Annotated in this window: 20 protein-coding genes; 6 read left to right on the top strand and 14 right to left on the bottom strand. The window is 59.6% G+C overall.

The features are described from left to right. Positions 1-98: 98 nt before the first annotated feature. Entirely contained in the window at positions 99-1,394 is a 1,296-nt protein-coding gene (gltA, locus tag Q4577_RS10270) for a citrate synthase (RefSeq protein ID WP_303467705.1), read from the bottom strand. 75 nt (positions 1,395-1,469) lie between these two features. Continuing rightward, entirely contained in the window at positions 1,470-2,891 is a 1,422-nt protein-coding gene (gltX, locus tag Q4577_RS10265) for a glutamate--tRNA ligase (protein WP_303467704.1), read from the bottom strand. A gap of 76 nt (positions 2,892-2,967) precedes the next feature. Here gltX and Q4577_RS10260 point away from each other — a divergent pair, with 76 nt between their 5' ends. After that, positions 2,968-5,013, top strand: a complete 2,046-nt coding sequence (locus Q4577_RS10260; protein WP_303467703.1) for a ComEC/Rec2 family competence protein — start codon at positions 2,968-2,970, stop codon at positions 5,011-5,013. Here Q4577_RS10260 and lexA read toward each other — a convergent pair. The 7 genes from lexA to Q4577_RS10225 form a co-directional block, all read right to left on the bottom strand. Beyond that, positions 5,010-5,702: a transcriptional repressor LexA gene (lexA, locus tag Q4577_RS10255; protein WP_303467702.1), complete on the bottom strand. Its 693-nt coding sequence runs from the start codon at positions 5,700-5,702 to the stop codon at positions 5,010-5,012. The two genes, Q4577_RS10260 and lexA, sit on opposite strands and share 4 nt — an antisense overlap. Before the next feature lie 135 nt (positions 5,703-5,837). Beyond that, entirely contained in the window at positions 5,838-7,016 is a 1,179-nt protein-coding gene (gene glp / locus Q4577_RS10250) for a gephyrin-like molybdotransferase Glp (RefSeq protein WP_303467701.1), read from the bottom strand. Next, complete coding sequence (moaC, locus tag Q4577_RS10245) at positions 7,013-7,489, bottom strand: cyclic pyranopterin monophosphate synthase MoaC (protein WP_244689829.1); 477 nt, start codon at positions 7,487-7,489, stop codon at positions 7,013-7,015. The genes glp and moaC overlap by 4 nt, the downstream gene beginning before the upstream one ends. After that, entirely contained in the window at positions 7,482-8,291 is an 810-nt protein-coding gene (trpC, locus tag Q4577_RS10240) for an indole-3-glycerol phosphate synthase TrpC (protein WP_303467699.1), read from the bottom strand. Before trpC ends, moaC begins: the two co-directional genes overlap by 8 nt. Beyond that, complete coding sequence (locus Q4577_RS10235) at positions 8,288-8,941, bottom strand: uracil-DNA glycosylase (protein ID WP_303467697.1); 654 nt, start codon at positions 8,939-8,941, stop codon at positions 8,288-8,290. Before Q4577_RS10235 ends, trpC begins: the two co-directional genes overlap by 4 nt. Continuing rightward, on the bottom strand, positions 8,938-9,954 hold the full coding sequence (gene trpD / locus Q4577_RS10230; protein ID WP_303467695.1) for an anthranilate phosphoribosyltransferase: 1,017 nt from the start codon (positions 9,952-9,954) through the stop codon (positions 8,938-8,940). The genes Q4577_RS10235 and trpD overlap by 4 nt, the downstream gene beginning before the upstream one ends. Continuing rightward, positions 9,951-10,532 (bottom strand): aminodeoxychorismate/anthranilate synthase component II, encoded by a 582-nt coding sequence (locus tag Q4577_RS10225; protein ID WP_303467693.1) that lies wholly within the window; start codon positions 10,530-10,532, stop codon positions 9,951-9,953. The genes trpD and Q4577_RS10225 overlap by 4 nt, the downstream gene beginning before the upstream one ends. Positions 10,533-10,716: 184 nt before the next feature. On the opposite strand from Q4577_RS10225, the gene Q4577_RS10220 reads away from it, so the two are divergent. Further along, positions 10,717-12,579: a divergent polysaccharide deacetylase family protein gene (locus Q4577_RS10220; RefSeq protein ID WP_303467691.1), complete on the top strand. Its 1,863-nt coding sequence runs from the start codon at positions 10,717-10,719 to the stop codon at positions 12,577-12,579. A gap of 98 nt (positions 12,580-12,677) precedes the next feature. Here the strand turns inward: Q4577_RS10220 and Q4577_RS10215 are convergent, their stop codons facing one another. Further along, positions 12,678-13,439 carry a helix-turn-helix domain-containing protein gene (locus Q4577_RS10215; protein ID WP_244689821.1) on the bottom strand — a complete coding sequence of 254 codons (762 nt, stop codon included), beginning with the start codon at positions 13,437-13,439 and terminating at the stop codon, positions 12,678-12,680. Positions 13,440-13,733: 294 nt separating this feature from the next. Here Q4577_RS10215 and Q4577_RS10210 point away from each other — a divergent pair, with 294 nt between their 5' ends. Further along, a complete protein-coding gene (locus tag Q4577_RS10210) occupies positions 13,734-14,120 on the top strand; it encodes a hypothetical protein (protein WP_244689819.1) in 387 nt (128 codons plus the stop codon). 284 nt (positions 14,121-14,404) lie between these two features. Here the strand turns inward: Q4577_RS10210 and ilvN are convergent, their stop codons facing one another. The 4 genes from ilvN to Q4577_RS10190 form a co-directional block, all read right to left on the bottom strand. Continuing rightward, positions 14,405-14,968 (bottom strand): acetolactate synthase small subunit, encoded by a 564-nt coding sequence (ilvN, locus tag Q4577_RS10205; protein WP_303467688.1) that lies wholly within the window; start codon positions 14,966-14,968, stop codon positions 14,405-14,407. 89 nt (positions 14,969-15,057) lie between these two features. Continuing rightward, positions 15,058-16,812 carry an acetolactate synthase 3 large subunit gene (locus Q4577_RS10200; RefSeq protein ID WP_303467686.1) on the bottom strand — a complete coding sequence of 585 codons (1,755 nt, stop codon included), beginning with the start codon at positions 16,810-16,812 and terminating at the stop codon, positions 15,058-15,060. 301 nt (positions 16,813-17,113) lie between these two features. Next, a complete protein-coding gene (locus Q4577_RS10195) occupies positions 17,114-17,752 on the bottom strand; it encodes a response regulator transcription factor (protein ID WP_303467684.1) in 639 nt (212 codons plus the stop codon). Next, positions 17,749-19,203, bottom strand: coding sequence for a cache domain-containing protein (locus Q4577_RS10190; protein WP_303467683.1), 1,455 nt, complete (start codon positions 19,201-19,203; stop codon positions 17,749-17,751). Before Q4577_RS10190 ends, Q4577_RS10195 begins: the two co-directional genes overlap by 4 nt. Before the next feature lie 237 nt (positions 19,204-19,440). Here Q4577_RS10190 and Q4577_RS10185 point away from each other — a divergent pair, with 237 nt between their 5' ends. The 3 genes from Q4577_RS10185 (at position 19,441) to Q4577_RS10175 (ending at position 23,912) form a co-directional block, all read left to right on the top strand. Then, positions 19,441-20,523 (top strand): TRAP transporter substrate-binding protein, encoded by a 1,083-nt coding sequence (locus Q4577_RS10185; RefSeq protein ID WP_244689808.1) that lies wholly within the window; start codon positions 19,441-19,443, stop codon positions 20,521-20,523. Positions 20,524-20,621: 98 nt separating this feature from the next. After that, positions 20,622-21,545 carry a TRAP transporter small permease subunit gene (locus Q4577_RS10180; RefSeq protein ID WP_303467680.1) on the top strand — a complete coding sequence of 308 codons (924 nt, stop codon included), beginning with the start codon at positions 20,622-20,624 and terminating at the stop codon, positions 21,543-21,545. A gap of 12 nt (positions 21,546-21,557) precedes the next feature. Then, positions 21,558-23,912 carry a TRAP transporter large permease subunit gene (locus Q4577_RS10175; protein WP_244689804.1) on the top strand — a complete coding sequence of 785 codons (2,355 nt, stop codon included), beginning with the start codon at positions 21,558-21,560 and terminating at the stop codon, positions 23,910-23,912. The last annotated feature ends 63 nt before the right edge of the window (positions 23,913-23,975 follow it).

Below are 23,975 nucleotides of genomic sequence, written 5' to 3'. Positions count from 1 at the left end.
CCGGAGGCTCCCGCCCCGGCCAAATGCACAACCACCAAAAGCAAAAGCGCCCCCGGTCACCTGGGGGCGCTTTTCTATTTCTGCAATTGCCGCAGCAATCAGCGGTTTTCGATGTCCACATAATCGCGCTCGGTTTCACCCCGATAGAGCTGACGGGGGCGGCCGATCTTGTTCTGCGGATCATCCAGCATTTCTTTCCACTGCGAAATCCAGCCCACGGTGCGCGACAGCGCAAAGATCGGGGTGAACATCGACGTCGGGAAACCCATCGCCTCCAGAATGATGCCGGAATAGAAATCGACATTCGGGAACAATTTCTTTTCCGCGAAATACGGATCGGCCAATGCGGCCTCTTCCAGCGCCTTGGCGGTTGCCAGGATCGGGTTGTTTTCCACACCCAGAAGTTCAAGAACCTCATCCGCCGACTGTTTCATCACGGTCGCGCGCGGGTCAAAGTTCTTGTAAACCCGGTGGCCAAAACCCATCAGACGGAACGGATCATTCTTGTCTTTGGCGCGGGCGATATACTCGGGGATATTCTCGGGCGTGCCGATTTCCTTGAGCATTTCAAGACAGGCCTGGTTGGCACCACCATGTGCCGGCCCCCAAAGACAGGCAATGCCAGCGGCAATACAGGCAAACGGGTTCGCACCCGACGACGACGCCAGACGCACGGTCGAGGTCGATGCGTTCTGTTCGTGGTCGGCATGCAGGGTAAAGATCCGGTCCATCGCGCGGCTGAGGATCGGATTGACCTCATATTCCTCGGCAGGCACGGCAAAGCACATGCGCAGGAAGTTCGACGCATAATCCAGATCGTTGCGCGGATACACAAACGGCTGGCCGATGTGATACTTATAGGCCCAGGCCGCGATGGTCGGCATTTTGGCGATCAACCGGATCGAGGCCACTTCGCGCTGCCACGGGTCATTGATGTCGGTAGAATCGTGATAGAACGCGGACATCGCGCCCACCACGCCAACCATGATCGCCATCGGATGCGCATCGCGGCGGAACCCACGGAAGAAATGCTGCATCTGTTCATGCAACATCGTGTGGTTGGTCACGCGGTTTTCGAAATCTTCCAATTCCTTGCCGGTCGGCAAATGGCCGTAAAGCAAAAGGAAACACACCTCGAGATAGTGCGATTTGCCGGCCAGTTGATCAATCGGATACCCGCGGTGCAAAAGAATGCCTTCTTCGCCATCAATATAGGTGATGGTCGAGTCACAGGCCGCGGTTGAGGTAAAGCCGGGGTCATAGGTGAACACACCTGCCTGGCTGTAGAGTTTGCGAATATCGAGTACGTCCGGGCCAACGGTCGGACTATGGATCGGAAGCTCATAGCTTTGATCGCCAATCGTCAGGTTCGCGGTCTTCTTGCTGTCTGCCATGGTGTTCCCTTCGTCTTGCAAGCCGGGCCAGGATGCCGCGGCGGTCTAACATTCCAGTGACGTCAATTGATAAATCTATGCTTCAATCGGTGTCTCAGCGGCCCGGGCCAGTCGGGAAATTGTTTCCTCCTGGCCCAATACCAGCATCATGTCGAATACGCTCGGGGTTACGGAACGCCCGGCAAGAGCGGCGCGCAAGGGGCCTGCCATCTTGCCGAATTTTATCCCAAGCGTGTCGCAGGCCTGGGATGTGACCGTCTCCAATTCGTCTCGGTTCCAGCTAGCATTTTGCAACTGCGGCGTCAATGCATCCAGTATACTACGGGATACTGGATCAAGGTTCTTGGTCGCTTTGGCATCCGGGGTGATGGGGGTGGGGGTTAGAACAAAGTGCGCTTTTTCAATGAGTTCCGGGAATGTCTTTGCCCGTTCCTTCAAGCAATACATCGCCCGCAACATCCCCTCGGATTGGCTTTCCGTCAGCGGGGTGCCACCGCTTACTGCCAAAAACGCCTGTAGTTCATGCAGCAGCGCAGCATCCTCTGCAGCCGCAATCTGCTGTCCACACAGGTTTTCCAGCTTCTTGAAGTCCAATCGCGCCGCCGATTTGCCAATTCCGTCCAGATCAAACCATTCTTTTGCCTGGGCATCGGAAAAAAATTCGTCATCGCCATGGCTCCAGCCGAGGCGTGCCAAATAATTGCGCATACCGGCCGCAGGATAGCCCATCTTTTGGTATTCCTCGACCCCAAGCGCGCCATGCCGCTTGGACAACTTCTTGCCGTCCGGGCCATGGATCAGCGGAATATGGGCCCAGACCGGCACGTCCCAACCCATCGCGTCATAAATCATCATCTGGCGCGCGGCATTGTTCAGGTGGTCATCGCCGCGGATCGCATGGGTCACACCCATGTCGTGATCATCGACCACCACCGCCAGCATATAGACCGGCGTGCCGTCCGAGCGCAGCAAAATCATATCGTCGAGCTGATCATTGCGGATGGTCACATCGCCCTGCACCTGATCGCGGATCACCGTCGCGCCATCCTGTGGTGCCTTGATCCGCACGACGTATGGCGCGTCCGGGTGGCTGGCCGGATCGGCGTCACGCCAGGGCGATTGATAGAGCGTCGATGTGCCCGCCGCGCGGGCCGCATCGCGAAAGGCCGCGATTTCGTCCTGGCTGGCAAAACATTTATAGGCCTTGCCGTCTGCCAGCAATTGATGGGCGACCTCGGCGTGGCGATCGGCGCGGGCGAATTGGCTGATCACCTCGCCATCATGATCCAGCCCAAGCCACTCCAGCCCGCGCAGCAACGCGTCGGTGGCCTCGGGGGTAGAGCGGGCGCGGTCGGTGTCTTCGATCCTGAGCAGGAATTTCCCGCCGTGGCCGCGGGCAAAAAGCCAGTTGAACAACGCTGTGCGCGCGCCGCCAATATGAAGGTAACCTGTGGGCGAGGGGGCAAAACGGGTCACCACCTGAGAAACGTCGGACATGGGGCGTTAACCTTTCGATAACTTTGGCGGGATAGTTTGGCCGCCTGATTACCCTCGCCAGCGAGCGGGAACAAGCATGAGGATGTTACAAGCTGTCGGTGACGCGCTGTTGGCGCAGCGTGGCGGGCTGATGCCCTGGGCACCGGTCTTTCTGGCATTGGGCATTGGGGGATATTTCTCGCTGTTGCGGGAACCGCCGGTCGCCGCATTGGTTGTCTTGGCTCTTGTCGCTGGGGGGGCGTTTTATGTGGCGTGGCGGTCCGGGCCCCTGGTTGGTCCGGGGTTGATTGCGCTGGGGCTTCTGGCCGCTGGTATGGCGCTTGCGGGGGCTCGTGCGCATATCCTGTCCGGGCCGGTGTTGGATTTCCGCTATTATGGCCCGGTTGAGGGGCGGATCGTTGGCATTGACCGGTCCGCCAGCGGTGCTTTGCGGCTGACATTGGATCAGGTTCAGTTGCGGCGCGTGCGAGATGTGCCCAACCGTGTGCGGATCTCCTTGCATGGGCCGCCGGGACAGGGTGTCGTGCCACAACCGGGTATGCGGGTGATGACCACCGGGCATCTTTCGCCGCCCCAAGGGCCGGTGGAGCCGGGGGGCTTCGACTTTCGCCGCCATGCCTGGTTTTTGAAAATCGGTGCGGTGGGCTATACCCGCGTGCCGGTCCTGGCCAGCGCATTGCCCGGCAATGGCAACCGTATTTTCGCCCTGCGAATCTATCTGTCGCGCGCGATGCAGGACGCCCTTCCGGGCGAAATCGGGGCCTTTGCCGCCGCCATCACCACCGGCGACCGCTCTGGCATGGGGGAAGGGACGTTAAAGGCGCTGCGCGACACAAACCTCGCGCATCTATTGGCGATTTCCGGGCTGCACATGGGGCTTTTGGCCGGGTTTGTGTTTTCCGTTGTGCGTCTGGCCATTTCGATGGTGCCCTTTGTGGCATTGCGTTTGCCGGGCCACAGGATCGCGGCAGTTTTTGCCTTGATCGCGGCGGCGGGGTATCTGGCGCTTTCGGGCGGAAATGTTGCCACCGAACGCGCCTTTATCATGGTGGCCGTGGCGTTGATCGCGGTGGTGTTTAACCGCCGTGCGATCAGCCTGCGTGCAGTGGCGCTGGCTGCATTGATTGTCTTGGTCCTGCGCCCCGAGGCGCTGTTGGGACCGGGGTTTCAGATGTCATTCGCCGCGACCACCGCCCTGGTTGCCGTGTTCAACCATTTGCGCGGGGCGCCAGAGGTGGTGCCGCGTTGGCTTTGGGCGGTCTTGGCGGTGATCCTCTCGTCGGCCGTTGCCGGTTTTGCCACCGCACCGGTGGCCGCCGCGCATTTCAACCGCATCGCGCAATTCGGATTGGTGGCCAACCTTCTGACCGTGCCCTTGATGGGAATTTTGGTGATGCCCGCGGCGGTGGTTGCGGCTTGCCTTGCGCCTTTTGGGCTTGAGGCACCGGCACTTTGGGTGCTGGGGCGCGGCTTGGCCTGGGTATTGAAGGTCGCCCATGAAATTTCCACCTGGGAGGGTGCATTGCGGTACGTCGTGGCGCCCGATCCATTGGTGTTGCCGATGATTGCCCTGGGTCTCTTGTTCGTGATTCTCTGGCGCGGGCGGGTTTGTGTTTTGGGCGTGCTGCCGGTGGCATTTGGTCTCATGCTGTGGTTTCAAACGACCCGACCAGAGGTTTTGATCGCGGAGAACGGATCTTTGGTTGGGATCAATCGCGAGAACGGTCGCGCCCTTAGCCGGGAACGTGGCTCAGGATTTGTCGCGCGGGTTTGGCTGGAAAACGATGGCGATGGCGCGGATCAGGCAGGGGCGGCGGCGCGATGGCAGGCGGCAGAAGCTGGTATCGCGTTTGCGGATTTTCCGGGCGGCGCAAGACTCTGGCATATTTCGGGCAAGCGGGCCCGCGCTGTATTTTCCGAGTGCGCCGAAAATGACGTGGTCATTTTCAACACCGACGGTGCGCCCCCAACGGGGGGGTGCACAGCATACACACCACGCGACCTGCGCAGAACCGGTGCCCTGGCACTCACCTTTGCCAATGGTGCGCCTTTGATTGAAACCTCTGCGGCGCGCAGCGGTTGGCGGCTATGGACAGGGGCAAATCCGTCCGGCTCGCCCTAGTAGGTGCGGATCAGGCCGACCAATCGTCCCTGGACCTTGACCTTGTCCTCGGGAACAATTCGGGTTTCATAGGCTGGGTTCGCGGCCTCAAGCGCGACAACGCCACCGGTGCGGCGATAGCGCTTCAAGGTGGCCTCCTGATCTTCGATCAATGCCACGACGATGTCACCATTGTCCGCAACATCGGTTTCCCGGATCACCACCACATCGCCGTCATTGATACCGGCGTCGATCATGGAATCGCCTTTGACCTCAAGCGCGTAATGTTCCGCGCCCTGGCGCAGCATTTGCCCCGGTACGGCCACAGAATGCGACATATGGGAAATCGCTTCAATCGGGACACCGGCCGCGATCTTTCCCATCACCGGCAGCTCTGCAACATGCAGCGGGACGGCGGGTGCCCTATGCGCGGCTGCGCCATCCATCAGGCGGGGCTGCGACACCTGGTTCGCAGCTGTCGGCGCACCGCCCATGGATTCCGGCAACTTCACAATTTCCAATGCGCGTGCCTTATGGGCCAAACGCCGAATGAAACCGCGTTCTTCCAGCGCTGTAATCAGTCGGTGAATGCCGGATTTGGACCGAAGATCCAAAGCAACCTTCATTTCGTCGAAGGACGGCGGAACGCCATCTCGTTGAATGCGCTTATTGATGAATTCCAGCAAGTCGAGTTGCTTTTTGGTCAGCATGCGTTCAAGCCTTCGCGGTGGTGGTTTTATTTTGTTCTACTCATGTTCTCGTTTTGTGTCAACGGTCGTCTTGGCCCGTCGTTGCAGGTCAATTTGGGGTGGGCGCCAAAATATATTTGCCACGATAATAAGTTGTTAACTTCCCAGCGGAATATACTCGACGACATCGCCGATTCTGCGTGGCGCGTCATTCGGCGGACGGATCAACAACGCGTTTGCTTGTGATAGCATTCGCAGAAGGGAGGAATCCTGATTATCGAAAGGAGCAATTTCATTGTCCACCAATGTGGCACGCATATAATGTTCGCGCGGCCCGCCAAGTGGCAAATCGACTGATAACCTTGCTGAATATCTGGTAACGGCGGCGGCAGGCAGGCCCATCATGGCCCGGACGACCGGCGCAAGGAATATGTGGCCGCAAACCATGGCGGACACCGGATTGCCCGGTAGGCCGAGCATCATGGCGTTGCCAATTGTACCGGCCATCAACGGTTTTCCGGGGCGCATGGCGACCTTGTAAAACGCGCGGTCAAGGCCCCGGTCACTGGCGACACGGGACACGATGTCGTGGTCGCCGACACTTGCGCCACCGATGGTCACGATCAGATCGGCATCGGCGGCCAGATCCAGGATTTGGCCGAGCGACTGTGGCGTATCGCGGGCAATTGGCAGAAGCCGGGGCGCTGCGCCAAGTTCGCCTAGAAGTGCGAAAAGACCAAAGGTGTTGGAGGCAATGATCTGATCCGGACCGGGAACTTCGCCGGGCATGACCAATTCATCGCCAGTCGAAATCAATGCGATGTCAGGCTTTTTGGCGACGCAAACCTGGGCAACATTCATCGACGCAAGCAGGGCCACATCTTGTGGCGACAAGCGTCGCCGGGCGGTTAGGCGGTCACCTAGGCGAAAATCTCCGGCGGCGGGCCGGATGTTGTCGCCGGAACCCAAGGTGTTTTTCAGTTGGATGTGGTTGCCGTCGCGCGTCACATCTTCCTGAATGACGACGCGATCCGCGCCAGTGGGCACCGGCGCGCCGGTAAAAATGCGCACGGCTTGGCCCGGGTTAACTTGGCCGTCAAATCGATGTCCCGCGGCCGCTTCGCCAATGACGTCGAAGCGTGCGCCGGGCAGGGCCTCTGCCCGTATCACGGCATAGCCGTCCATCGCCGAGGCGGGGAAAGGCGGTTGATTGCTGCGCGATATGGCGTCTTCGGCCAAGACGCGGCCGACGGCATTCAACAGCGGAACGCTTTCGCAGCCCAGCGGCCGCACCAGCGCGAACAAGTGGTCAAGCGCTTGGGAAACTGAAATCATGTCGCTTCGTAACGCCCTGATTTTCCGCCATCTTTCAATGTGACGCAGATCCCGCCAATCTCCATCGCTTTGTCCACCGCCTTGGCCATATCATAGACGGTCAAGGCAGTTACGGATACGGCGGTCAACGCCTCCATCTCGACGCCGGTTTGGCCGGTGGTCTTGACCGTGGCGGACAACCGCAGGCCGGGCAGGTTGGGATCCGGGGTCAGATCGACCGCCACTTTGGTAATCGGCAGCGGATGACAAAGCGGAATAAGGGTTGAGGTGTGCTTTGCCCCCATGATCCCGGCCAAACGGGCAACCGATATGACGTCGCCCTTTTTTGCCGTTCCTTTGATAATGATATCAAAGGTTTCAGGTGACATCTTGATGTAGCCTTGGGCGATTGCGATACGCGACGTGACCGCCTTGTCCGAGACGTCGACCATATGGGCATCGCCCTTGGCGTCGAAATGGGTAAGGTCAGCCATGGGCGGCCAGCGGTTGGGCCAACAGCGTCCGGGTGGCGGTTTCGACATCGGTTTGCCGCATCAGGCTTTCCCCGATCAGGAAGTTGCGGGCGCCAAAACTGGCCATGTCAGCGAGGTCAGCAGGGCTGTTCAAACCGCTTTCCGAGATCAGGACCTTGTCCGCCGGGGCGCGTTTCGACAATTGCCGCGTGGTATCCAGCGTGGTTTCAAAGGTTTTGAGATTGCGGTTGTTCACCCCCAACAGCGGGGATTTCAACGCCAATGCCCGGTCCAGTTCGACCGCATCGTGCACTTCAACCAAAACATCCATACCCCAGGAAAATGCCGCTTCTTCAAGCTCTTGCGCCTGATCATCAGAGACGGAGGCCATGATGATCAAAATGCAATCGGCGCCCAGGGCGCGGGCTTCGGCCACTTGATAGATGTCGTACATGAAATCTTTACGCAATGCCGGCAGGCTGGTGGCATCGCGCGCCGCGGTCAGAAAGGATTTCGCTCCTTGAAAGGACGGGGTGTCGGTCAATACGGACAAACAGGTTGCCCCGCCGGCCTCATATGCGCGGGCCAGGGTGGCGGGGTCAAAATCCGCCCGGATCAACCCCTTGGAGGGTGATGCTTTTTTGACTTCGGCGATCAGGCCGTAACCGGTGGCCGAGGCTGTTTGCAACGCCGCGGCAAAGCCACGGGTCGGACTGGCGGCGCGGGCGGCGGCCTCTACCTCTGCCAGGGGGATCGCGGCCTTGTCGGCGGCAATCTCTTCCAGTTTATAGGCTTTGATCTTGTCGAGAACGGTTTCAGTCATCTGCCAGTCCAGTCTATCGCGCTTTCCCCTTGGTTCATAAGCCAGTCGTTGACGCGACTAAAGGGGCGTGATCCGAAAAATCCCCGTCGCGCCGAAAGCGGCGAGGGATGAGCGGTTTCAATCCGCAGGTGGTCGGGGTGGGTCATATCTGTGCCCAGCTTTTGCGCCGGTTTGCCCCAGAGCAACAGCGCACGTGGTTTTTGATCCAGTTCGGCAAGGATGTCGCGGGTCAGCGCGGCCCAGCCCAGTTTCAAATGTCCGCCAGCCAGGCCTGCGGGCACCGTCAGCGCACTGTTCAACAGCAACACGCCCTGATCCGCCCAGGCACGCAGATCGCCGTTGACCGGGCAGGTGCCCAGGTCATCACTCATTTCGGCGAATATGTTCTTTAGTGATCGCGGCAAGGGCGTCACATCCGGGGCGACGGAAAACGCCAAACCATGTGCATGGCCCGGTGTGGGATAGGGGTCCTGTCCCAGCACAAGCACCCGCACCCGCTCTGGTGGACAGGCGTCCAGCGCGGCAAAAATCTGCGGTGCGGGCGGCAGGATCGGTCGGGTTTCTGCCGCCAAGGCCGCCTCAACTTTGGGCCAGTCGCGGTCGAAAAACCGCAGATGGGCCCAGGCCTTTGGCGGGGCGGCGATGGTCACGTGGTCTGTGTCGCCATCGCCAATGCGGTAATCCGCGCCTTGGCTGCGCCGCTGTCAATGGATTGCGCGGCGAGTGCGGCACCGGTTTTCAGGTCGTCGACCTTGCCCGCCACCACCAGCGCGGCGGCAGAATTCAGCAACACCGCATCGCGATAGGCCGACGGCGTGCCGTCCAACAAGGCGGCAAAGGCGCGGCCGTTGTCCTCTGGGCTGCCGCCAAGAATATCCTCGAACGGATGCACCGGAAGTCCCGCATCTTCGGGGTGGATTTCGCGGTCGGTCACGGTGCCGTCTTCCAGCGCGGCGACCCAGCTGACGCCGGAAATCGCCAGCTCGTCCGTGCCATCAGAGCCATGCACCAACCATGCCCGTTCCGATCCAAGTTCTGCCAGGGTTTTGGCCATGGGCCGGATCAAATCGCGGGAAAATGCGCCGGTCAGCTGACGTTTGACACCGGCGGGATTGGTCAGCGGGCCAAGGATGTTGAAAATCGTGCGCGTGCCCAGCTCCTGGCGGGTGGGCATGACATGGGCAATGGCCGGATGGTGCATTGGCGCCATCATGAAGCAGATGCCGCATTCCGCCAGCGCCCGTTCCGCGACCTCTGGGCCGACCATCACATTGATCCCCATCTGGGTCAGCGCATCCGCCGCGCCGGATTTCGACGACAGGTTGCGGTTGCCATGTTTGGCCACCACCACACCGGCCCCCGCCACGACAAAGGCTGTCGCAGTCGAGATGTTCAGCGTGCCCTTGCCATCCCCCCCGGTGCCGACGATGTCCATCGCGCCCTCGGGGGCTGTGACCTTGTTGCATTTGGCGCGCATCACGGCGGCGGCGGCGGCATATTCCGCAACCGTTTCGCCACGTGTGCGCAGGGCCATCAACAGGCCACCGATCTGGCTTGGGGTGGCTTCGCCTTCAAACAGGATCTGAAAGGCGGCCTCGGCCTCTTCGCGTGTCAGCGGCCGGTCGGCGGCCGCCCCGATCAGCGGTTTAATGGCATTGCTCATGCGGGCACTTTCATCAGGTCGGTGAAATTTTTCAACAGGGCGTGCCCATGTTCGGACCGGATCGATTCTGGATGGAACTGCACGCCATGAATGGGCAGTTCCCGGTGCCGCAGCCCCATGATCGTGCCGTCTTCCAATGCGCCGGTCACCTCCAGACAATCTGGCAATGTCTCGGGTTCGACCACCAGCGAATGATAGCGCGTGGCGGCAAAGGGGCTGGGCAGGCCGGCAAAGACACCGAGATTGTTGTGATGCATGGTGCCCATCTTGCCATGTACGATTTCATGACAGCGCACCACTTTGCCGCCGAACGCCTGGCCTATGGCCTGATGGCCAAGACAGACACCCATCAGGGGCGTGCCGGTTTCCGCCGCCGCAAGCACCAGCGGCAGGCAAATTCCCGCCTGATCCGGGGTGGCGGGGCCGGGGGACAACAGGATTCCGGCGGGTTTCAGCGCCATCGCCTCTTGCACGTTCAGCGCATCATTGCGATGCACCTGCACATCCGTGCCCAATTCGCCCAGATAGTGGACAAGGTTGTAAGTGAAACTGTCGTAATTATCGATGAGCAGCAGCATGGAATGAACTTTGCCGTTATGGGCTGGAGGCCGAGGCCTTCACCGGGGTATAGAGATCGGGGTATACATGTTCAGGCTTGGCCCGGATCGTCAAGGGGTGGACGGGCAGGAACATCGACAGGCAGGACATCGGCGCGGGCCCGGACCAAAAGAGTCCCGATCCCGTTTGGTGAGGAGTGGGCACATGGCACAGGGTTTTTTCGCAGGGGCACTTTGGGGTGTTGTGGTGGCCGGTCTTGGGGCGGGCACATTGTCTGTTCTGACGGGCCCGGTTGTGGCCCCAAAGCCAGAGGTCACTGCGGCAACGACCGACACGCCCGCGGCACCACCGGCCAATGAGCCGGATGCGCTGCCGCGATCTGTGCCGCTGGCGGAGCAGGGCGATGATGCGTCGCCCCAGACGCCGTCGCCGGGCATCCCGGAACCGGAAAACGACGTTGATGACGTGGCGGTGGCCGATACTGCCAGCACCGGTTTGCCGGAAACCGGCGGTGCGGTGGCGTTGAATGCGGCACCGGAACTGGAGTCGGCCCCGGATCGCGCCGGGGCGGGTCTGACCGCCGGGGAAAACCCGATCACGCTGGGGGGCGATGTTGTGCAGCCGGATCTGCCGGCGGCGGATGAATTGTCAATTTCTAGCAATCCTGCGCAGCCTCCCGCGCCGTTGGTCGAAGAGGTTGCACCGCGTCTTGGGGGCGCGGCGCCGGTGGCGGATGCCGAGGCGGAAGCGCCCGAGGCCGAAAGCCCCGTGGTTGACCTGCCTGCAACAGCAGATTCCGAAGAGGCAGATCCAGTTCTGGCGGAAGATGCGGCGGACCCAGCGGTGACCAGCGGCGAAACGGCCGCCCCGCCCGAGGTGGTCGCCGCGCCGATCCAGGTGACGCCAGAGCCGGAAATCGTGGCTGACATCCCCCCGGTTGTCACAACCGAGGTCATGACGCCGCAAAGCGTCGAACCGCCCCGATCGCCGTCGGTGATGCAACCCGGCATATTGCCGGACATTGTTTTGCCGGGCTCCGTTCTGCCAGACTCCGCGTCGCGCGAACCTGCCCCCCTGCGCGTCACTGAATCCGCGCCCGAAACTGAAACCTCGCCCAACACTGAAACCCTGCGTGACCTTGAAACACCACGTGACGAGGAAATCCCGCGCGAAGAGGAAACTCCGCGCCGCCCGCTTGTGACCGCGCTGATTGATCGCGACCCGGTCGATCGGGACGAGGATCGCCCATCGGTTGGCACCCCGGTTGGCACATTGGGCAACCTTGCCCCGACGGTGCGCACCGGGCGGTTGCCCACGCTGGGCGGGCCGGATGCCACGGCGGAGCAAGGCGCTGGTACAAACCCCGACACATCGCAGGCCACCCAACGCCCGATCGAGGCCTTTGCCGTCGACATGGATGTCGCGCCGGACAAACCGATGATGTCGATCATCCTGATTGACGATGGCAAGACCCCGCTGGGGCTGGAGGCGCTGGAAAGCTTCCCCTATCCGATCACCTTTGCGGTCGATACCGGTTGGTCGGGGGCGGCGGCCGCCATGCGCAGCTATCGTGATGCCGGGTTCGAGGTCATGGCGCTGGCGGATCTGCCGCCGGGGGCCCAGGCCCAGGATGCCGAAGTGACCCTGGCCAGCGCGCTGGATCTGGTGCCCGAGGCCGTCGGCGTGCTGGAAGGTGGCAACAGCGGGTTGCAGGAAAACCGTGGCACATCTGAACAGGTGGCGCGCATTCTGGCCGACACCGGCCACGGGCTTGTTCTTTATCCCAAAGGGTTGAACACCGGTCAGGCGCTGGCGGCGCGGGCCGGTGTGCCGTCTGCCACGCTGTTCCGCGATTTTGACAGCAACGGCCAGACCGCCACCGTGATCCGCCGGTTTCTCGATCAGGCGGCTTTCAAGGCCGGACAGGAAGGCGCGGTTATCATGTTGGGACGGCTGCGGGCAGAAACCATTTCGGCGCTGCTGATTTGGGGGCTACAGGACCGGGCCAGCCGGGTGACGCTTGTCCCGGTCTCCAAGGTGCTTCTGGCGGACGCGCAAGAGGGGTAACCACAGGGGTAACTGCGGGCCATCGCGGCCTGCACATCCCATGCCTTCCTGCACCCGCCTTTCGGCGGGGTCATATGGGGCCATGACCCCGACATAGATCAGGAAAACGGTTTGTCCGGTCTGAGCAGCGCCTGATCGCTTTCCGACAATTGGCCATAACCGCGAAATCCGGCGTTGCGCCCCACCTTGAGCGCCGCGCCCATGCCGCGCCCCAGATGTTCCCAGACGATGCGGGTCATGCGATAGCTGTTCTCACTCTCGTGGGTGATGCGGGCGGTATATCCGGTCCAGGTGTTGTTTTTGACCGACGGCACCCGGTGCAAAAAGGTGAACGACCCTGTTGTTGCGCCGCGCCGTGCCACCATCGCCGCCACACCGCGTTCCTGACGGAAAAAGAAGCCGCCGAATTCACGGGTGCGCGGGCTTTCGGGCAGGCCGACGCGGGTCATCGCCTCGCGGGCCTCATGGCCACGGATGAAACAGAAATCGCCAAGCCGATAGACATAGACCAGCGCCTCGACAAATTTTTGCTGATCCATGAACGAGCGCCGGATGAAACGATAAAATCCATCAGGCAAAAGCTCCTGTGGAATTTGCGTCACGTCCGGCCCCAGGAACCCTGCGAGTTCCGGGTGATGCATCACAAATCCCGAAGTTGTTGCTATTTCTTCAACCGGTTCCAATAATATGCGCGCATCAACGTCAAAGAAGGCGCAGATCCGATGCAAAACGTCGGGGCGCGGAAAGCTTTCGCCGCTGAGATACCGGTTGAATTGCGTTCGGTTGATCCCGAGATCCCGGCAGAGGGCCGAAATCGACTTTGCATTACGACACAGATGTTTGAGATTCGCACCAAACATGGCGCGCAGGTCCGCAGGAGAGGCGGATGAGCCGGAATTAGATGTGACAGTTTTCGGCACTTTGTTTCGCACTCCGTCTTCTTTGGTCATTTCTGGCGCGAAACGTTCAATCAACTCACGAACTTGGTCGTTCTGACGCATGTTTGATGCTGTTTCACGTCATCCGACGCTCATTAGCTACAGATTTGACCCAGACTGGCACAAATTACAAGCCCGACAGGCGTTCAAGGTGCATTCGCAAGGGCGAAATTTGTGCCACATTTAACAGGACGGGACGAAATAAAGGTTGAATAAATGTCACTCAGACGCATGTGCGGAGTCGTTCTGTGGAGCAATCCTGACGATCAGAAAGCGGTGATCTGGTGCGAAGACCAGGGTAGCCTTGCCTATTATGTCGAGCCAGAAGACAGCGCCATGTCCGGCGTTGCGCTGGATGCAGGTGATCTAATAGAATTCGAACTGCGCGAAGAGCGTCAGTTCCGGCGGGTTACAAACCCCGTTCTATTGGTCGAGGATCATGCCCCGGAACTTGCCCGCCAATTGGGCAATTGCGCCAATATCGATGATGCCACCCGCCGCGATGGCACGCGGACCGATGGATGGGCCACAAATATCGTACAATTCCCGCGCACCCGTGATTGGGCCACGCCGCGCACTTCGGGGAAACACGTTATTGCCTAGGCCAATTTGATTGGGCCAGTTTCGACTGGCTCAATCTGGCCCGGTCCATTTCTGTCAGGTTTTATTCAGTCAGGTCTAATCTAGTCGGGTCTATTTCAGGCCTATTCTAGTCAGGTCCAATCCAGTCGGGCACACTCATGTCCGGCGCAGTTTGATCAGGCGCAATTTCAACGGACGATCGCCGATCGCTTTACGGGCCGGGGTCAGGAACGAAAACCGCCGCCAAGGCTTGTGCTTTGGCGGCGGTTTTGGTGTTCGTGAAACCGGCGGGAGGCCGGTTGTGTTTATTCCGGTCCGCGACTGATGGCGGCGACGCCGGTGCGCGCCACTTCGACCAATCCCAACGGGCGCATCAATTCGGCAAACGCATCAATCTTGTCCGGTGCGCCGGTGATCTGAAACACAAAGCTTTCCAGCGTGCTGTCCACCACATGGGCGCGAAACACATCAGCCAGCCGCAGCGCCTCGACACGGTCATCGCCCTTGCCGGTGACCTTGATCAGCGCCAATTCGCGTTCGACCGATGGCCCCTCGACAGTCAGATCATGCACCCGATGCACCGGGACAATCCGCCCCAGCTGTGCCTTGATCTGTTCGATCACCTGCGGCGTGCCGGTGGTGACGACGGTGATGCGCGACAGATGGCCGGTATGGTCAACCTCGGCCACGGTCAGGCTTTCGATGTTGTAACCGCGACCGGAAAACAGACCGATGACCCGCGCCAGCACGCCCGGTTCGTTGTCAACGATGACCGCAAGCGTATGGCGTTCCTGCACATCGGAAAAATTCGGCCGCAGGTTGTATGCGGAATGTTTGTTGGAACCTTTTTTGATTTTTAGCGCAGACATTGCGATTTCCTTTTAAGACGGTGCGCGGGCAATGCGCACCCAACAGAGGGTTGGGGTGGGGTGCGCCGATCCGGCGCACCGCTCATGTCTCACACCATCACCGCGCCTTTGGTGCCAATCGCGTCTTTGGTCGATGCCGCGCCAAGCAGCATCTTGTTATGCGGCTCGCCCGAGGGGATCATCGGGAAACAGTTTTCGTGTTTCTCGACCAGGCAGTCGAAAATCACCGGCCCGTCGTAATTGATCATTTCCATGATCGCATCATCCAGATCGGCCGGATCAGAGACCTGAATCCCCTTCGCGCCAAAAGCTTCGGCCAATTTGACGAAATCGGGCAGGGATTCGGACCAGGAATGCGAATACCGCTCGCCGTGCAGCAATTCCTGCCATTGGCGCACCATGCCCAAACGTTCATTGTTCAGGATGAATTGCTTTACCGGCAGGTTGAACTGCATCGCAGTGCCCATTTCCTGCATATTCATCAGCCAGCTGGCCTCGCCTGCGACATTGATCACCAACGCGTCGGGGTGGGCGACCTGGGCCCCGATGGATGCCGGAAAGCCATATCCCATGGTGCCAAGCCCACCAGAGGTCATCCAGCGGTTGGGGTCTTCGAACCCAAGGTATTGCGCCGCCCACATCTGGTGTTGGCCCACTTCGGTGGTGATATAGCGGTCATGGCCCTTGGTCAGTTCTTCCAACCGGTGCAACGCATATTGCGGTTTGATGTTGGGACCGGACTGTTTGAATTTCAGACAATCCGTTGTGCGCCAATCCTCGATCTGCGCCCACCATTTCTGAAGCCCCTCGCGGTTCACCTTGCGACCACGGGCTTTCCAGACTTTCAGAATGTCTTCCAGCACATGGGCGACGTCACCCACGATCGGCATGTCGACCCGGATCACCTTGTTGATGGACGAGGGGTCGATATCAATATGCGCCTTGCGGCTGTTGGGCGAAAACGCGTCCAGCCGCCCGGTGATCCGGTCGTCGAACCGTGCGCCGACGTTGATCATCAGATCACAGCCATGCATCGCAAGATTGGCCTCGTAGAGACCATGCATGCCCAACATGCCCAGCCAATGCCGCCCGCTGGCGGGATAGGCGCCCAGACCCATCAAGGTCGAGGTGATCGGAATGCCGGTCGCTTCGACCAGTTCGCGCAAAAGCTGGCTGGCCGCGGCCCCGGAATTGATCACGCCACCGCCGGTGTAAAACACCGGGCGTTCCGCGGTTTCCAGTGCCTCGACCAATTCGGTGATGGTCTCCATGTCACCTTTGACGCGCGGCTGATAATGGCCCAGATCGGCCTTGGCGGGCGCAACATATGTGCCGCTGGCAAATTGCACATCCTTGGGAATGTCGATCAGCACCGGACCGGGGCGGCCCTTGGTGGCGACATGGAATCCTTCGTGGATGGTCGAGGCCAGTTCGTTGGTGTCCTTCACCAGCCAGTTCATTTTCGTGCAGGGGCGGGTGATGCCAACGGTGTCGGCCTCCTGAAAGGCATCAGAGCCGATCATGAAGGTTGGCACCTGGCCGGTCAGAACCACCAGCGGGATCGAATCCATCAGCGCATCGGTCAACCCGGTCACCGCATTGGTCGCACCGGGGCCCGAGGTCACAAGAACAACACCCGGCTTGCCAGTCGACCGGGCATAGCCTTCGGCGGCATGCACCGCACCTTGTTCATGGCGCACCAAAATATGGCGGATCTCGTTCTGTTGAAAGACCTCGTCATAAATCGGTAGCACAGCACCGCCGGGATATCCGAATACCGTGTCCACACCCTGATCCTTCAGGGCTTGAACCACCATTTTTGCTCCGGTCATCTGACGTGTCATTTTGTTGCTCCGATCAAGACGTCATATTTTCATTACGCATAAAAAAAGCCCCCGAAGTTTCGGGGGCGCATGGGGTACCGTTCAGGGTGTCCGTTACCGGCCCATGCGCCATTTTCTTACGACGACCACTAGTTGTGTCATTGAAGTGAATCCTTCTTCATGCGTGGCCGCGACACTAGGTGAGGTGAATTGGGGCGTCAACCACTGTTTGACCGGTTTTCTTTGCAAAAGTTGCGGAGGGCGGCGGTTTTTGGAAATTTCCTACCGTAAAGCGGGGCGAATGGCTGCGAAAACGGCGCGGTCACAAATCCACGCCGGTGCCCTGTAGCACCCCATGTTCCAGTGCATAACGTGTCAAACCGGCGGTCGATGCGATGCCAAGCTTGCGTTTGATGTTCTTGCGGTGGGTTTCGACGGTGCGCACCGAGATGTCCAATTGAATGGCGACATCCTTGTTTGATTTGCCCTGCGCCAGTTGCAACAGGATGGTCTGTTCGCGGTTGGTCAACTGGTCCCGGCCCGGCGTCGGCGCCAGCGATCCGCGCGCCCCGGTGCAAAGATAGCGTTCGCCCGAATTCACCACGTCGATCGCATGTTTGATTTCATCCGTCGGCACGTCCTTCAACACATAGCCCATGGCGCCGTGCCCCAGAGCGGTGGAGATATATTCCGGGCTGTCATGCATCGACAGGATCAGGATTTTGGTGTCGGGGCGCTGTTCCAACAGCATTTCGGTTGCGGTCAACCCGCCCACGCCGGGCATGTTCAGATCCAGAAGGATCACATCCGGCATCAGCGTCGCCGCCTGTTCCACGATCTCGCGGCCGTTCGACAGGGTCGCCACAACCTCGATGTCATCATAGCTCTCCAGAATCGCTTCGATCCCTTCGGCGACCATTGGATGATCATCAACAATCACCACTTTGATGGTCGTGTTCATGCGCTCGCTTTCCTTTCCTTGTCGTCGTCCGGTGCGTCGTTTGGCGCGCCGTCCCCGCGGGCTTCGGCCGGCAGCATTTGGGTCAGGGGCACTTCGACCTCGATCACCGTACCGCTGCCCTTGGCGCTGAGAACGCGCAGCGTCCCGCCCAGCTGTTCCACCCGTTCTGCCATATTGCGCAGGCCCAGCCCGGCGCCGCTCAGATTGTCGTTAGGGGCAAAACCGCGGCCATTGTCACTTATCCTTAAGGTCGCACCATGTTTATGGCCGCGCACATCCACCGCCAGCTCTGTCGCGTCGGAATGGCGTTCCACATTGGTCAACGCCTCTTGTGCGATCCGGTATAGCGCAATTTTGGCGTTGGTTTCCAATCGGTTGCGGAAGGGGACGGTTTCGAAATAGGTTTCCATCCCGGTGCGAATGCCGAAATCTTCGACCAATGTGCGCAAGGCCGGCCCAAGGCCAAGATCGTCCAGCGCGCCGGGGCGCAGATCGCGGCTGATGCGGCGGACCTCCTGAATGGCGCCGGCCAGGGTGTCGATACCCTTGTCCAGGGTTTCACCGGCGCGGGTGTCCCCCTTGTCCAGCCGCCGTTTGGTAATATCCAGCGCATAGCGGATGGCCACCAGAATCTGGCTGATGCCGTCATGCAATTCACGTGCGATGCGACCGCGCTCTTCCTCCTGGGCGTCCAGAACCCGCTGGGTCAGGGCCTTCAACTTGGCATCTGCCAGCCGCCGTTCGCGGATGTTCAGCAGGATGCCCCAGAGGTAAACCACCAGAAGTGCGGCCAGCGTGATTCCCCCGATATAGAGAAAGGTCGCACGAATTCGTGCCTCGACTTCGGCCCGGGCCAGAGCCACGGTTTCGAGAACGTCGTCGATAAAGACGCCGGTGCCGACAACCCAGCGCCAATCCTGCAACCCGATGGAATAGGTCACCATGCGCGCGGTTTCGCGGGTCGATGGTTTGGGCCAGTCAAAACTGTGATAACCGCCGCCAGAGCGCGCAATGCGGATCAGCTCATCCGTGATTGGCGTGCCGTTCAGATCCGTCAGCCCCGACCAATTGCGATTGATCAAATAGGTTTGGCGCGGCGCAACCAGATTGTTGCCGTCATAATCATAGACAAAGAAATAGCCGTCCTGACCATACAGCATTGATGCCAGAATGCGGGTCACCTCCAGCTTGGCGGCGGCGTCTTCTGGTGCGGCGCGACCATAGATATTCACAAATGCGGTGCGGGCGATGGAGATATAGTTTTTCAGCTCTTCTTTCTTGGCTTCGATCAACTGGACCTCCAGCGCGGCGATCTCGCGGTCGGCCAGTTGCCGCGACTGCGCAGCAACCAAAACCGCAATTGCCGCCGCCGCCAGCACCAATGGCACTGTCGCAATCAGGAACAGCTTTTGCCCATAGCTGAGCCGAAAAATGGTGAGCCTGCGAAACATGGATGATTCGATACGCCGAATCCGGGGGGCTTGCCTAGGGTTGCCCGGTCAAAATGGTGGTTCGGACAACAATTGGGCAAAAATATTCGCCCAAACCGTGGTCGACTACGTGTTTGTTGGTATTTCCACATCGGACAGCAACCGCTAGGGTCAACCCGTTGCAAACGATCCGCCCGCACCTGCATTCGAGATGAGCAAGGGGCAGGGACGGGCACAACGACATGGGAGGACCATTTAATGGATCGTCGTTCTTTTCTGAAAACTTCGGCTTTTGGCGGCTCGGCTGCCGCAGCGACCGGCCTTGCGGCCCCGGCATATGCACAGGGCAAGCGGACCCTGACATTGGTGACAACCTGGGGCCGTGGCCTCGCGGGGGTACATGACGCGGCACAGCGTTGCGCCGACACGATCACAGCCATGACCGGTGGCGATTTGACCATCGACCTGAAAGCCGCCGGCGAACTGGTTGGCGCGTTTGAGGTGTTTGACGCCGTCACCGCGGGCCAGGCTGACATGTATCATGGTGCCGACTATTATTTCACCGGCCAACACCCGGGCTATCAGTTCTTTACAGCTGTGCCTTTTGGCATGACCTCGCAGGAAGCGGCCAACTGGTACTACCAGGACGGCGGCAAGGCGCTGCATGACGAGCTTGGCGAAATCTTTGGTCTGAAATCCTTCCTCGCGGGTGACACCGGCGCCCAGGCGGGCGGTTGGTTCAACAAGGAAATTTCCAGCCCGGAAGATTTCCAGGGTCTGAAATTCCGTATGCCCGGCATGGGTGGTCAGGCGCTTGGCAAACTGGGTGCATCGATCCAGAACCTTCCCGGCGCAGAAGTGTATCAGGCGCTGGCCTCTGGTGCGATTGACGGCACCGAGTGGATTGGCCCCTGGGCGGACGAAAAGGCCGGTTTCCAGGAAATCACCAAATTCTACTACACCGCCGGTTTCCACGAACCCGCAGCGACACTGTCGCTGGCGACCAACCGGGACGTGTTCGACAGCCTGTCGCCCGCGCACCAGAAGATCATCGAGATCGCGTCGGCCGAGGCACATGCCTGGAACCTGTCGCAGTTCCTGACCAACAACGGTGCCGCGCTTCAGCGTCTGCAAGCATCGGGCGTCAAGGTTCTGGAATTCCCTGACAGCGTCTGGGATGCCTTTGGCCAGGCGGCCAGCGATACGCTGGACGAATACATGGATGACGAACTCTTCGTCAAAATCCGTGAAAGCGCCAACACCTCCATGCAGGCCTCGAACGGTTGGATCGACAAGTCGATCAACGCATTCGCGCGTCAGCGGACCCGTGTTCTGGGCTAAGTCCCTGTCAAACCAATAAATAGAAGTCTCCGGCACAGAGTGCCGGGGGCTTTGATGTATCGGGCAACTGCCCGGCGGGAATATCGAAGGGGGAAAGGATGCTGGACGGTCTTGTCTGGTTTTTCCAGAACATTGCGCTGGCTTTCTACAACCTGGGGCTGGCGATTGTGCAGCCTGGGGTTTGGTTGGGCTGGGTCGACGGGCTTGAAACAACCGAGGATAAACAGGCGCTTATGCGCTTTATCTACTACGGCGGCTCAATCGAGTTTTTCTTTGCCGCTTTTACGGTCTTTCTAGTCATCATTGCTTTTGGCATCTGGAACAACCAGTTCATGTGGGGCGTGACCCGCGTGCTGGAAGGGTTCGCCAATGCGATTGGCCGCTTCTTTGCCTGGGCTGGCCTGCTTATGGTGCTGCAACAGATCGTCATTGTCTTCATGCAGCGGATTTTTGCTGCGGCAGAGATTTCGCTCGGGTTTGGCAGCGTCCTGTCGCGGGATGTCAGCTGGTGGGCCGAGGAGCTGAAACTCTATAACGCGATGATCGTCGCACTTTGCGCCACCTACACATTTGTGCAGGGCGGACATGTGCGGGTTGATCTGGTGTATTCTGCGGTGTCCTTCCGGACCAAACGCATTATCGACATGTGCGGCAGCATGATCTTCATGTTGCCTGCGGCGGTGCTGACCTGGATGTATGGTTGGTTCTTCCTGTGGCGGCATCTGGTTGTGCCGAAACCCTCGGCCAGTGACACGCTGGACCGGTTGATCACCAAGGCACGCGCGCTGCGCTGGAATGTGGAAACAATCGGCTTTTCGCCGAATGGTTTTGACGCCTACTTCCTGTTCAAGGTGCTTTTGGTGGCTTACGCCGGCCTTGTCTTCATTCATTCCTGGGCTTTCTTCTGCCGCTCCTATCTGGAGTTCCGCGAAGGCGAAGCATCGGAACACAAATACCTCGACCGTGACCAACTTGGCAGCGAAGAAGCCGAGCTTGTGCACGCAATCGAAGAAAAGCACTAAGGGGCGCGCGACATGTTATTCGGACTTGATGGCGTCGAGATCGGCCTGATCATCGTCTTCATGTGCCTTTTCGGGGGCATTCTCTCGGGATTTCCAGTGGCCTTTGCCATTGGTGGCGCGGGGATCATTTCCTTTGCGATCATTGCCGCGCTGGACAGCGCGGGGCTGTTGATCCACCAGGCAATTGACACCAGTTCAGCCATGTATGCGGATCTTATCCGCGAGGGCGTCAGACCTGATGCCATAAGCAAATTCCGCTTTCCCGATCTTCCACGATACGCCGAACCGGTGTTCCCGCAGGGCTGGGAAACCGCGATGGACCGCAATATTTCCTTTGTGGTCAATCGGATGAACGAACGGGTTCTGGCGGGGCAATCAATCGAGACCTTGCTCGCGGTGGTGATGTTCGTCCTGATGGGCATCACGCTGGAACGGTCAAAGATCGCCAATGATCTGTTGACCACCATGTCGCGGGTGTTTGGCCCGCTGCCCGGTGGCTTGGCGGTTTCGGTTGTGGTCGTCGGCGCGTTTCTTGCCGCTTCGACCGGCATCGTTGGCGCCACTGTGGTGACCATGGGCCTGTTGTCGCTGCCCACAATGTTGAAGGCAGGGTATTCGCCGCAACTCGCCACCGGTGTGATTGCTGCTTCGGGCACTTTGGGCCAGATCATTCCACCGTCGATTGTGATCGTCCTATTGGGCACCTTGGCTGGCGATCTTTATTCCGCCGCTCAGGAAGAACGCGCAAATCTCGCGGGCTGTTCCGACGCCTTGACCTTCCTTGGTGAACCGGCGGTTGTGTCGGTTGGCACGCTGTTTCAGGCGGCCTTGTTGCCCGGCATCATGTTGGCCGTGCTGTATGGGCTTTATGCCTTTGGCTTTGCGATGTTCAATCCGTCCAAGGCGCCGGCGGTCGAACTTGACGACAGCACCGGCGAGGTTGTGACCCGCAACGAGGCACTGACATGGTTCCTGGGTGTGCCTGTTCTGTTGATCGTGGCCATGATCGGCCTGGGTCAGTTGAATGTCATCGGCACCCAGAATGTGATCGTCGATAGCTTCTCTGACGCGGGACAAACCGCAAGCCTGCGCACCAACGTCAGCGAAGACTGTAAGGTTGCGATGATCGACCTGCATGGGCAAGAGGCCTGGGATACTGCGGTCGCTGAACAACAGACAATCGACGAGGCCGGTGGCGTGACCGAGGCACGTGCGTTGAACGAAGACGAACGCGCCGCGGCACTTCAGGACAAGCTGGCAACCGCAGCCCCCATTGGCACCGGTATCGCCATCAGCTTCTTGATGCTGGCGCTGGTGCTGACCACGGCGCGCGGCGTGTCGCCGACGGCAAACCCGCTGCCATTGTTGATTGGCGGGGCGGGTGTTGTGCTGGCACTGCTGGCGGATGCTTTGTTGATCAATCCGCTCAGCTCGTCCGGCTTTACCTTCCTTGTCATCCTGATCCCGCTGTTGATGGCACTTTACGGTGTTCGCTATGCATCGGGCATCCTGTCCCAGAATGAGCTGCTGCGCGTGGTCTTTCCACCGCTGGTGCTGATCGTTGCGGTGCTTGGCTCGATCCTGGGTGGGATCACCAATCCGACACCGGCGGCGGCGCTGGGGGCGGGTGGTGCCATCATGCTGGCGGCCTATCGCAAGCTGGCGGATGACAACAAATCGGGCAAGATGATCCTGAACACGACCTTTGCCGTGGTGATCATGATCCTCGTCGGGGTGAATTTCGATCTGCGGGTCGGGTTGGCCGATGTCGCCATCGAAAGCTGGATTGCCTTCCTTGTCGCACAGGCCGCTTACCTGTTCTCGATCTTCGGGTTGTTCTATGCGCTTTGGGTGCTGTTTTCCGGCGGTGTCCTGACCCCGGTGGTGCGCGAAACGGCCAAGGTGACCTCGATGGTGTTCACCATCCTGATCGGCTCGCAGCTGCTGAACCTTGTGGTGATCTCTTTTGGGGGCGAACATTACATCCAAACTTTCCTTCAGAGCTTTGATAATGAATTCAAAGTCTTCCTGATCGTGATGCTGGTGTTGTTCGTGCTGGGCTTTGTGCTCGACTTCCTCGAGATCATTTACATCGTGATCCCGATTGTCGGGCCGGTGATCTACGGCGGCACCTTTGATCCGAAATGGGTCACGATCATGATCGCGGTCAACCTTCAGACCTCGTTCCTGACACCACCCTTTGGCTTTGCGCTGTTCTATCTGCGGGGCGTGGCGCCAAAAGAGGTCACAACCGGCCACATCTATCGCGGCGTGATCCCCTTTGTGCTGATCCAGGTCGCGGGGCTGGCGCTGCTGTGGTTCTTCCCCTCTATCGTCACAATCGTTCCGGATCTGATCCCGAACTGATAGACGACAACACACAAACGAAAGGCCGGGCAATTGCCCGGCCTTTTGCGTTCTGGGGGGGTG

Origin of the sequence: Marinovum sp. 2_MG-2023, assembly GCF_030548265.1 — a bacterium.
Taxonomy (GTDB): domain Bacteria; phylum Pseudomonadota; class Alphaproteobacteria; order Rhodobacterales; family Rhodobacteraceae; genus Marinovum.
This window is presented reverse-complemented; position numbering and strand designations above follow the sequence as displayed.